At 45.6% G+C, this 13,224-nt stretch carries 5 protein-coding genes; all 5 read right to left on the bottom strand.

The features are described from left to right. Window positions 1-87 precede the first annotated feature (87 nt). A complete protein-coding gene (locus ONT18_RS15250) occupies window positions 88-3,027 on the bottom strand; it encodes a family 43 glycosylhydrolase (protein WP_264906561.1) in 2,940 nt (979 codons plus the stop codon). 159 nt (window positions 3,028-3,186) lie between these two features. Next, complete coding sequence (locus ONT18_RS15245; RefSeq protein ID WP_264906559.1) at window positions 3,187-3,318, bottom strand: hypothetical protein; 132 nt, start codon at window positions 3,316-3,318, stop codon at window positions 3,187-3,189. A gap of 218 nt (window positions 3,319-3,536) precedes the next feature. Continuing rightward, window positions 3,537-6,104: a glycosyl hydrolase 115 family protein gene (locus ONT18_RS15240; protein ID WP_264906557.1), complete on the bottom strand. Its 2,568-nt coding sequence runs from the start codon at window positions 6,102-6,104 to the stop codon at window positions 3,537-3,539. A 425-nt stretch (window positions 6,105-6,529) separates the two neighbouring features. Next, window positions 6,530-8,944 carry a glycoside hydrolase family 127 protein gene (locus ONT18_RS15235; RefSeq protein WP_301331985.1) on the bottom strand — a complete coding sequence of 805 codons (2,415 nt, stop codon included), beginning with the start codon at window positions 8,942-8,944 and terminating at the stop codon, window positions 6,530-6,532. A 77-nt stretch (window positions 8,945-9,021) separates the two neighbouring features. After that, window positions 9,022-12,900, bottom strand: coding sequence for a response regulator (locus ONT18_RS15230; RefSeq protein ID WP_264906555.1), 3,879 nt, complete (start codon window positions 12,898-12,900; stop codon window positions 9,022-9,024). Between the last annotated feature and the right edge of the window lie 324 nt (window positions 12,901-13,224).

Genomic DNA, 13,224 nt, shown 5'->3' with positions numbered 1-13,224 from the left:
TAATTAAAAACGGCACAAAGATAAGGAAACTTTTTGATTTTCCATCACTTTGTGCCGTCAAAATTAAAAATATCTCAAACTTTAAACCTATTTTCTTTTAGAATACTCAAAACTATCTACATCCACATATCCGCCAGCAGCCTTTGTGGCATAGTTGTAGATGGCGATGCGGGTACCCATGAAGAAGCGGCGATAATCATATTGCATCTTGAAATCCTTGATGGCAGGAATCCAAGTCTTGCCGTCTATACTATATAATAAGGTGGCGAGATCCTGATGAAGACGGAAATCGCAACTCATCTTCAGATAGATGATGCTTGATTTCGTTGCCTTATCCTGCTTCAGATTCAAAGGCTGGCGATACACCTCCTCACGCTTCACATCAGTCACAGCCTTTTCCTTTTCTGTCAAAGCTACACTCTCCTTGGTACCAACCACAAAGAGTTTCTTGCCTTCCTTTACGATAGAAAGCAGGGCTGCATCACCCTGGAAGGCTGACAGACCAGCCACATCGCCATCTTTCATCTTGCTCACATCCATCTTGATGATTCCCTCGCAGGTTGGTCCTTCGGTACGGGTACTGATGGTATTAGGAGCCAGGAAAATGTTAGGAACAATACGGGATGTCTTCAGGCGGAGCCAGCCCTTGCGCTCTGTGAGCGACCAGGCATTATCCACAGGATTGTGGTTCCACTGCCACTGCAATTCCAGTTTATCCTTCGAGAAATCGTCGCTATACACGAGTCCCTTGCCGTCGTAGCCCAGCACAGGCTTCTGCATCTCGGCAGGAATATTGCCCTTCTCATCGGTCAGCATAGGCCATCCGTCCTTCCAGGTACATGGCTCCAGCGTGAGCACTCTGCCCACACCACCACGGTCTTGGAATACGATGCCATACCAGTTGCCATCCTTATCATCTACAATCGTACCTTGTCCCACGCCGTTGAATCCGGCAAACTCCGTTTCCAGAATCACCTTCTTTTCGTAAGGACCCGTTATCTTATCAGCACGATAACAAACCTCACGACGAGGATGTCCCTGTGGCCACGAAATCATCAGGAGATAATACTTGCCGTTGTGCTTGATCATGCGGGAGCCTTCGAGCAAACCCGTTTCATCAGCATCACGCTCAAAGAGTTTACGATGGCTGCCTGGCACCACATCCGTCAGGTCGGTATTCAGCTGCACCATCTCTCCCGTTCCATAAACCACGTATGCTTTATCGTCGTCATCGAAGAAGAGAGCGGCATCATGGAAATGCTGCAAACGGCTGTGGATAGTCCATTTGCCTTCGATATCATCGGCTGTACAGATATAAGTCTCTCCACCAGGATTATCATTCGGAGCAAAGAGCGCATAGAACTTGCCACGATGATACTGCAGCGAAGTGGCCCACTGACCACGACCATACACCGTACCCTCCTTCATGTCATACTTAGGCGAATCGGTAAGTTTTGGGAAGATATAGTTCACGGTTTCCCAATTCACAAGATCCTTCGATTTCATGATAGGCGCACCCGGCATCAGATGCATGGTGGTGCTTACCATATAGAAGCTGTCACCCACACGGATTACATCCACATCAGGCACATCAGCCCAAACCACAGGATTGGCGAAATTCTTCTCAAACTTCCACCAGTCGAAATTGAAGAGTTTGCTTCCCTTCAATCCCTTGAACACGAAGTATATATCATGCTTTCCTGTCACTTTCTTTAGCATTTGTGCCGAGAAAGTCTTCCACTTTTCCCAGCCACCCGTCTTGGTAACATCAAGTTTAGCTATCAGTTCGCCATCTTCCTTATCGAGATGAACCTCCAGCGAACCTCCAAGCGAAGAGCACGCCGCTGAGATGGCAAATGCATCCGGACTCTCATTTCCAAAATCCACCTCACGTACCTTGATATAATCACCTGTATGAATTTCAGAGATATAAACACCCGTATCATCGGTCTGCTCCGACTTCACTCCCTTAGAGAAAGCGATGGTTTCAGCCTCCTGACGCTTGTAAGGATTGAGGGTTGCGATAGGAGCCACTCCTTCCTGAGTATGGTGGATAATTGGGAATGTGCCGTCGGCATTATATTTGAATTCTTCCACAGCTACGCTGCGTCCGAATCCGCCACCCAGTTTACCCGTATGATAGAAGAAATAAGACTTTCCCTTGAAGTCGGTCACACCGCAATGGTTAGTAAAGGAACCCGTATCTTCCAATGGCATGATTTCGCCCATATACTTCCATGGTCCGAAAGGCTTCTTGCTCATGGAATAAGCGATATGCTCAGGCACTCCACCTGCAGCATAGAGCATATAATAGTTCTTGCCACGCTTCATGAACCAAGGTCCCTCGGTATAATTATCTTTATATTTCACGGTAGAGTCACGATTCTCCACATCAGGAGCACCAAAGCCATCCACGGTCATGTGGATTCTGCCCACCTGTCGCTTGTCATCAATGGCTTCCTTAGGGTCCACTCCGTCCTTCAGGCTAATCATGTCGTCATTCAACTTGGCATAATAGAGATGAGGATTGCCCCAATAGAGATATGCCTGCCCATCATCATCTATCCAGACCGTAGGGTCGATGTTATCCCACTGACCATTATCAAAGAGAGGTTTGCCGAGTGCATCCTTGAAAGGACCCGTAGGCGAATCGCTCACGGCAACACCGATGGCGATACCACCACTCAACTTGGAGTGGGCGCAGATATACCAGTAATATTTACCATTTCGCTTGATGGTTTGTGCCGCCCAGGCACGGTCATCCGCCCAAGAAAAAGAACTCAGGTCGAGTGGAGAACCATGGTCGGTCCAGTTTACCATATCGGTGGTGGAATACACACGCCACTCGTTCATCCAGAAGAAGTCTGCCCCATCCTCATCGTGTCCGGTATAGACATAGAGGGTATTCCCATCCACCATCGGTGCAGGGTCGGCAGTTAACTGGGTTTGTATAATTGGATTCTGCGCATTCACTGTTGCGCCCAAGTTCATACACAATGCCGAAGCAATCAAAAACTTATTGTTCATTGTTTATCTAAAATTATTAGTTCCTATTATTGAGTGCAAAGGTAGCAATAAAACAGACATTTTACTTTGCTGTATGTTACAAATACTTTAGCCAAACAACCATAATGTAAGAAAAAAACGGTGCATTTCAAAAGAAACACACCGTTTTTACATCTTTACCTATAAGTTTTGCCCGAAATAGCTGTATCTGTTGTTATCTGGATTGATAACCACCTGCTCCAAGACAATCTCAGGGTCTATCATCACGACATGAAGCGTATGCTTGACAGCAGATGATAACGTAGCTGCCAACCATTCGTACGCCTAAAGAGGTTATAGATTTACGACAACAAGGTGTTCCCACTTGGCTCGACAGAGGTGCCGACTGCAGTCAGCAGACCTGCTGACTAGGCTCAGCAGGTCTGCTGAGCCTAGTGGCAACAATGGAGAAGTTACTTCCTAGCACCCGGAATGATACTTTCTCCAACCCGAGAAGATATTCTTTCCGACATGGAGTATAGAGAGCGCCCTTACTTCACGTAAGGACTCTCTAGCATTCCTAGATGAGTAGGTTTATACCCACCAAGATTTATGAGTATTTTCTCAAATACAATACCAGGCTGCATAGGACGAAGCCTCAAGGTATGTTCAGCCTTCCCCGTGTTTTCTACAGCCATCCTCACCTTCTTCTCAATGATGCGCGATGCGGCTGTAGGATACATCAAGTCGTACTTATGCTCCCAGTTCAGATTCTGATTCAGCCCTACAATCTCTTCCTTGCCACCATCCAGCGACACTGCCACATAATGACCACCCAGCACAAATGGCATTACTGCATCGGTAATAAGATGTACATCCACCGAATCCATATCTGCCTTAAATCTCATCTTATAGGTAAGATACGCTCCTGCTGTTGGCTGGGTATATGGGAAGAGAGCTATACCCGACTTCGTCCGTCCTAAACCAGGGATGAGTCTCCACTGCGACTTCTCTGATTCAGCAGGTGTCAGTGAGAAGAGATGCTCTGCCTCCATCACCACCATGCCGCCATCTTGCTCGAACACGTAGCCTGTACTAGGCTGCGTAACGGCAAAAGGGGTACTCTGCTGAATGCGATATACCATAGGCATAACTTGATGCTGCGGGGCATGCCAGTTTTGATAGCCGATATGCACTTGATCCATCATGTGATTCCACTTGCCATTGGCGATATGGTGATTATAATTGTCGCAGAGCAAGGAGTCTCTCTTGTAACATTCCTCCACCCTATCTGCCCATGTATTAGCCTCAATACGTCCCTCACGATAGAGTTGCTTGTTCATCGCCAAAGAGTAATACATATCATAAAGATTAGCCATGCCCTGTATTGGGAAGAGAACCAACTCTTGATAGGCATCCTTCGCAGTCTCATCCAGGGTGATATACTGACGCAGGGCTCGTGCCTCCAAGGCCAGGAATTCATCCCGTACGCCCTTAAACTCTCCCATCTGCAAATTGTATGTCTTGTCATCCAGCAATTCGGCTTGCACCCTAGACGCATATCTTCCATAACTCATCAAGAGACGAGCAGCCTCTTTCGCCTCTTTATCACCAAACTGCTGGGCACAGAATCCCTGTGCATATTGCTCCAGGTTGCTGGCATCGAAGGCATCGGGATTCCATGCCATGTTCATAAAAAAGTCGATGGCAAACTCATGGGGCTTGATATCACCGACATTGAGCATCCAGAGTTTATCCACACCATGTTGATAAGTGGCTTGCAACTGCTCCCACATCTCGGCGATATGCGACATGGTGAGCCACTTGCTGGCTCTCGGCGCACCATAATAGCCTACATGATAATACATACCATAGCCGCCCTTGTGGAAATTTTTCTTTCTATCAGGAAGTCGGCGCACATGACCGAAGTTGTCATCGCAAAGCATCACGATGACATCATCGGGCACCTTGAGTCCCTGGTCATAATAATCGAGCACCTCACTGTAGAGTGTCCAGACCTGTGGGGTCTCGGAGGCTGGTTTCCTGGTGACATCAGCTATGATTTTTCGCTGTTCCGAAATGATTTGTTCCATCAGCCGGAAGTTAGCCTCTCTACTACCTGCATCGGTCATCGGACGGTCTTCGTCACCTCTCATACCGATGGTCACGAGCTTGTCGTAACCCTTGCTATTCTCGATTCCCTCTCGGAAGAAACGTTTGATGGCATTCTTGTTGGTCAACCAGTTCCATTCACCGTTGCCATAGTTCTTCTTATGTCGAATCCACTCTTGCTGCGAGCGTTGCATCGGCTCATGATGCGAGGTACCCATCACGATGCCATACTCATCAGCCAGTCGGGCATTCTCCTGATCATCCTCATTGAAGCAGTTGCCCTCATACAGTCCGTTCTCATCCTTCAGGATAGGTACCAAAGGCTTGTATTCCTTGAACGAGCCCCACATGGCAGGCCAGAGGCAGTTTGCCTTGAGGCGAAGAAGGAGTTCGAAGACATGGGCATACATCTGGCCGTTCATGCCCCCAAACTTATTTCTAGCCCAGGTGGTCATACAAGGGAACTCATCATTGATGAAGAAACCACGATATTTCACCTTCGGCTCTCCACTCTCCACGGAGCATGGCTTGGCAAAGACTTCCTCATGCCTGGCTATCGGCGCATCCGCCCACCAATACCAAGGCGACACCCCCATCTGTCGGGAAATCTCGTAAATGCCATAGATGGTGCCACGCATATCGCTACCTGCCACCACCAAGGCACGCTCCATGCCCTTGGCAGGATGATCAATGGTCTTGATGACAAAGCTCTCCCACTTGCCCTTGAGCGAACGCTCTGGCAAGATGCCTTTCTTGGCAAGGCGAGTAATAGCTTCACTCACTCCGTATGTACCAATGAGGATGGGATAACGCACCACATCCTCGCCCTGGCAGCACACTCTGGGTGAACGACCCGACACGGTATAGATATCCTTACGCAGGTCTTCCGCTGCTCTTTTCACACCTTGTTTTTCGTGAGCATCCATGCAGATACCAGACATCTGAGAGGCGGTGGAAATAGGAAATGCTCCCCCTTGCTGTCGGAAGCTGATAAAGGAATCAGCCATTGCAGTGAGGGCAAACATCACAAAACAACAGGCCAAGAGAGGCCTTGACCATGGAAAGTTGATTTTCATTTGAAATTTCATACTGTAATTTTATTGTAAATAGAGAAATTATGAAAAATAGAGAAGAAGGGGATAAATTTTAGTATATCACATCCACACACTTTTGCAGGTGCCCCACCTATTCTCTTTCTTTTCTGATGCAAAGGTACAACTTTGCTCCAAGAACAACTTTTCTCCATGTTCCAAACACTTTGGCATACATTTCCACATCAATAAAAATATGATAAAACGATTATGTGATGACAGCCACAAAGCCACCTTTTTTCCCCGATGGATATAGATACCCTTGGATGGATGTCTAAAACAGAAAAGCTGACCTCGTAACATGCGAAATCAGCTTTTCTGATATAAACGTTCCTTATCAATTAATTCTTCACAAGTCGAACTCCATAAATCTGACCAACCTGTTTTCCCTTATGGGCCACAAACTTCACTCTTACTTCCTCCTTGCCCTTAACAAACTCAGAAGGAATGGCATAATCAACGGTCTTAAACTGGGTGGTGCGCCAACGATGACTGTTGTTTACACTTGTCAGAAGTTGATTGTCAATGTAGATATCAAACTCACTAGTGCGCCACTCATCCTGCCCCCAGAACTTAAGTTGGAGACTAAGATTACTCTCTCCTTTAGTCTGCATCAGATAGCTGAAGAAATGTCCATCCTTCGCATCGCGGAAGAAGACACCTTCTGTATTGCCATGCTCAGTAGCATCAGCCTCCATGCGATGGTCAGTCTCAGGCTGCTGCTCTCCCGGACTTACCTTATCCACAGTTCGAGCCTCCAATTCCTGACTTTCCCTCTCCTCTGCAGCCAACTTCTGCATATAATTCCTATATTCATTCTCACCCAGAGCCAACCAATACATCATGTAGCGAGAATCATGAATCTCGAAGAAAGGCTGTAATTCACCTTCGATGGCATTCTCCATATGGGTACCAAGTTTAAAGTGTAATGGCTTGCCAGAAATAGGCTTCAAGTCCTTCGCAATATCGCTGAGATGTTTTGGCAAAAGGATTGGAGCCTTGTTTAGAGGCAACTTTTTTCCACCGGCATACTGTCCGAAACGACTGTCATCTGCTATGAGCGAACGCATATCCTCCGTTCCAGTCTTCATGCCGAGCAGGATAGGACCATACATGATTGCCACATACTGAGGCACATTGACCATCGGTTTGATGGAAGCGTGCATAGGCATAGAGATTTTTAACTTATCTCCTTTCTTCCATTTTCTTTTGATACAAACAAAACCATTCTCCTCATAACTGTTGATATCGAAGCCAACACCTGTCACGGTGAAGTTGTCACACCAGGATGGCTTGCGAACTTTCAGGATAAAAGTCCCTTTACCCTTGGTTACTTCTATGACAGATGTTTCTGCATAAGGAAAGGCAGTCTGCTGGCGAAGAATCATTTTTCGATCCTTCCAATTCAATTCGGAAGCCACGAAGAGATTCACATAGAGCGCATCATCCTCCGCCTTCACACCCTTATCGTGCGTCCAGACAAACTGTCCGTACTTTCCGTGATTTTCCATACCTGTTCCCACACAACACCACATTGCCTTATTAGGAGCAGAATAATTGCGGTAATGACGAGGACGGGCAGAAGTGAAATAGACATAGCCACCATGTTGCGGATGCTGGGCAGAGAGGATATGGTTGAACATCGCAGTCTCATAAAAGTCACCATACATTCCATCAGGTTTCACTCGATTCAAGTCCTCTGTCAGTTTCAACATATTATAGGTATTGCAAGACTCCGGACCATCGATGTCGTTGATATAGTCTATGCATGTTTCCTTAGTAGGAAAATGCTCACGTCGACTGTTTCCTCCCAAAGCCAGCGAACGCTGACGTGTCACAATTTCCCAGAAATACTCGCTGGCATTGTGATATTGCACATCATGAGCCAACTCAGCGATGCGCTGATATCCGATAACCTTCGGAATCTGTGTATTGGCATGCATATTGTCTAGACAATCCTTGCCTTCTTCCATTGGCACCAGCAACAGCTTGTGAGAGAATCGGCGAGCACAATTCAGATATTTCTGCTCTCCGGTAATAGCGTATGCATCAGCAAGCACTTCGTTCATGCCTCCATGCTCATTGCCTAACATTTTCTCCATCTGTCCGTCGCTCAAATCATGCGTTATGTCCACAGCCCAATCGCAGAACTTCAGAAACAGATTCTTTGCCTGTTCATTTCCACAATAGACCCATGCATCACGAAGTCCTGCATACATCTTATGAATGTTATAGAAAGGTGCCCATGTTCCGAAGTAAGGTCCGAAATCTCCTTTACTGAAAGCCGTCCACATCTTGGCACTATTCGGAACACCACCTATATAGTTATGACACCAGGCGTCATGGCGCTGATTGTTGGCATCAAGCACCAGCTGGAGTTCGGATATCATATATTCCATGCGCTTGCGGCACTCCTCATTACCTGTGGCCGCATTGATGGCAAGAGCCGACAGATAATGTCCGCCCACATGTCCGTCCAGTCCATCCCAGTTGGGATAAGAAGGTTTACGAGGCTGCAAGCCAGCCTCCTTGCGGTAAGGGGCCAGCATGCGGTCGCAATCATATTTCAGGAGCACCTGCACGTTCAAGTCGCGAGCATGCTTCAATGGTCCGTCAAGAAGGGTGATGTCGCCCAGCGGGAACTCATCCTTATAAAGTTTATCTTGCGCCACAACACCCAAGGCAGGCGCAATGCTCAGCAGAGCGATCATCAGTAACGGCTTTCTGAAAGCCAAGATTTTCGTTGTATTCATCATTATGATTATTTATTCGTTTAACGCTGCAAAATTACGAATAAACAATCATAATGACTTATTTTAGTGTTTCAAAAACTTTACTCAGAGTATCTTGCCGCATATTCTGTAGGCGACATACCGAAATATTTCTTAAATGCAGTGGAGAAATGACTGTTATTGGCAAATCCCACCATATATGAAACCTGCGTAATGTTGATTTTATGCTCTCTTATCAATCGGGCAGCCTCATTGAGACGGATGTTTCTCAAGAACTCGCTAGTAGGAACACCGGTCATTTCCTTCAACTTACGATGCAGCTGAGTACGGCTTACGCCCACCTCATCACACATCTTCTCTACATTGAAGTCAGAATCGCTCAAGTTCTCGTTCACTACCTTCATGATACGCTCCATCAGCTCCTCATCGTAGCCTTTCACCTCTACCTTCTCCACCTTGTCATCCTGCTTCAGAGCTCCAGTGAACTTACCCTTCAGGCGACGTACATTGTCGATGAGATTGTCTATCGTGAGATGAAGTTCCTCCAGACTGAATGGTTTTGCCAGATAAGCATCAGCTCCTAGCTTAATACCCTCTAGCCTATCGCTGATTTCCGATTTGGAAGTAAGCATGATTACTGGCACGTGGCTGATATTGGCATTGCCCTTGATATTTCTAAGCAGCGTGATACCATCCATCTCCGGCATCACCACATCGCTTACCACCAAGTCGAAATCACCAGAAAGCAGCTGCTTCAGCGCCTCCTTGCCATTGTTGCAGATTACAAAGCGATACCAGTCACTCAGTTCCGACTTGAGATAACGGCAGATTTCGATATCATCATCCACTAGCAGGATTTTACTGTTTCTGCTAGCCGCACCTCGCTGCTGTTTCTTTTTGGTATCCCTGTTGTCCGAATAAATCTGATTATTCTTGAGATGCTCTTTACCCAAAGGCAATTCTATGATGAAACAGGCACCGCTCTTCCCGTCTTCACGATTATGCGCATATACATCACCTCCATGAAGCCTTACAATGGATCGGCATAGATTCAAGCCGATGCCCGAACCTCCCAGATGCATATCAGCAGAATTCTTTCCCTGATAGAAGCGTTCAAACAGGGTTTTGGCATCATCGTTCTTTCCCAATCCCTTGCCGCTATCAATCACATACAGGAGCACCTTCTTATCCTGCTTCTCAATGCGGAAGATGATTTCGCCGCCATTAGGCGTATATTTAAAGGCATTAGACAGCAGATTGGCTATCGCCTTATCCAGTTTATTACGATCTATCCATGCATTCACAGGCGTCTCTGGCATCTCCAGCTTTATCTGAATACCACGCAGATTGGCATTGTAAGTGAAGAGTGAAACCAATCCCCTCGAAAACTCCACCAGGTTGGTTTCCCTGCACGAAAGGTTCATCTGATGCTTGTCCAGGCGTCGCTTGTCGAGAATCTGATTCACCAGGGTGAGCAGACGCTGTGCGTTTCGGTCCATGGTATCAATATCTTCATGATACTCCTCAGCATTTCCCAATCGCTCCTTCAATTTCTTCAGAGGCTCCATAATCAGAGTAAGCGGCGAACGGATATCGTGGGTGGCATTGATGAGGAACTGCATCTTAGCCTCTTCAAGATCTCTTTTTTTCTTGTGCAGATAGATAAAGATGACAGCAGCCATAAAGCCGAGAACCAGGATCAGATAGATAAGCTTAGCCCAAACTGTGAGATACCAAGGTGCCAACACGTTCAGTTTTATCACCTTATTATATATAGAGTACTTGCCGTTGCAATAGGTACGCACTTCTATACGATAATGTCCATACGACAAACCTGTGAAGTTGAAGCTATTGTCGCCAGCCGCATTGCTGATCCATTTGCCGCCGTTGATGCGATACTGAAACACGATGTTGCCCACGCTCTGATAATCAAGCAGGGAAAAATTGAGCACTATCGACTTGAAATCAGACGGAACACTCAGATTATCTCCGATAAAGGGAGCCATCTTTCCATCAAGCAACACCTCCGACAGATAAATGGCAGACATTTTCTCATTATAATCCTTTACCTCAGAAGGCCTAAAATAAGTCAATCCTTCGGAGTTTCCATAACAGATAACCCCATCCGGTGTAGAACCTGCTACTCCTGCCAGATATTCCTTGGTCAAGAGTCCGTTACCCTTTTCAAAAGAGAAAAACAACTTAGCTTTACTAGAATAACACCAGATACCCTGCGCAGTACTCATCCATAGGTTTCCCCAGGCATCCTTCTTCAGCGAATAAATTCTCAATCCGCTAATACTCTCGGAATGAGGCCAAGGGGTAGTCTGCTGATTTTTCCTGTCATAGAGATAAAGCCCCATCTCTGTGGCAATAGCAATCTTACCATCCGACAGTTCTAATGTAGAATAGCACGTTTTACCCTCTAACAAAGGCCGAGAAAGAATGACATCAAAATATCCGGTTTTGGTATCCATGCACGACACACCATTGGTTGTAGCACACCAGAGCCATCCCCGGGAATCTAACCTGATCTCCGATATCCAGTTATTGCAAATGGTTTTGTGTGGACGCTTATCATCCATCAGATATTGCGTCATCTTGCCACTCTTTCTATTCCATACATAAAGTCCGTTGCCCGGGCTCGTAAAATAAATATTACCAGCAGCATCTACCTGCATACCATCTAGAGAAAGTCCATTGGCTGGCAGCAACAACCGGTAAGTCTGATGCTTCCAATCATACTCATAAATGCCATCACGGCCATATACATAAACTTTCTTCCGAAAATCCGAGTACACTTTGATTGGTCCTGCAGGACTTTGTAGTAGCTTGGTATTGCCCGTCTTCTCATCCAAGAGATACAACCCATGATTTTTGACCACAAAAAGCATCAATCCGTCAGCAACTCCCACTACAGACGAAATGGTTTCCATACCAGCCCCCAATTCATCCAAAGAAACCGGATGGAACACATTCTTATCATTATTCGACAAGAAAAGTCCTTTCATATAGCATCCATACCACTGATTACCATCTCTATCTATCAGCAAATCGCTGATATGCGCATTATCAAAGATAAACGATTGATTATTCAACTCCACCCGATAAGCCTTTCTGCTTCCATGCGGTATCTTGAAAGTTCCATCTCCCGAAGTACCCAACCATAAATTGCCATACTTATCCAAGGTAACAGCGCTGATAAATCCTGCCCCCTGATGAGCTGAAAAATCGAAATCGTAGCGTGAGAAACGATGCGAGGCATAATCATAGCGCATAATGCCGCCCGTATGCGCCACAAAGAACCCCTTCTTGTCTGTGGCATATAATTTACGGATGCCAAACAGTTCTTTAGGTTCATATACACTTACCAGTTTGATAGACTTGCCATCGTATTTATATTTTCTCAACACCTTTGTATGATTAGCCTGCCACAGATATCCCTCAGCATCGAAGAACAGCATAGCAAAGAAATTATCCACTGAATTTGCAGATTTCCTTGAAAGGCGAGTAACTTTACCTGTAGTCATATCCAACCTATAGGCACCATACCCGGATGTACCTATCAGGAGATTATGCTTTCCATCCTCAATAAGAGAACTTACTCTTATCTTCTCATCTTTCTTTTCCAATACGATATGCTGGAAACTATTGGTAAGATAGGAATATTTATAGAGTCCACGATTTGTTGCCACAAAGAGGAACTCTTTGCTGTAAGGATGGAGCTTTACGATTTCATTATCCTGGATGGTGGTGATATCAGCAGGATTGCAAAGATAGGTACTGAAATTATAGCCGTCAAAACGGTTCAATCCATAATTGGTACCCACCCAAATGAAACCATACTTATCTTGTATGATACATCGAATCAGGCTACTCGACAGGTCGTTTGATGTATAAAGTCGTCCAGAGTTGGCATAAGAAAAGGTTGCCAACATTTGCACGAGACAAAGAACTCCAAAAAGTAAAAAACGCTTCATAGGTTTATGATTGAATATATATAATTGTTATTTACATGATGAATGATGCAAAATTATATAATTTTTGCTAGAAAAAAGAAAGAAAGCCCAAGAATTTGCATTCTTTACCTGTTTTTTTACTCAAAAGTTACAAGAGATAAAGTTTATTATACGATATACTCAAAAAGAGGATGCGTCATAAGTTTATGATTCACCCTCTTCTTGTCGTTGGAAGAGACAGGATATGTCGTTGGAAGAGATAGGATATGTTGTTGAGACAATCAGTATCTCCGGTCGCACAACAGCTGTTGTGCGCTTGCATAACAGCTGATATGCGCATGCACA

Origin of the sequence: Segatella copri, from assembly GCF_026015295.1 — a bacterium.
GTDB classification, from domain to species: domain Bacteria; phylum Bacteroidota; class Bacteroidia; order Bacteroidales; family Bacteroidaceae; genus Prevotella; species Prevotella copri_C.
Note: the sequence above shows the minus strand (reverse complement) of the source record. Positions and strands in the feature narration are given on the sequence as shown.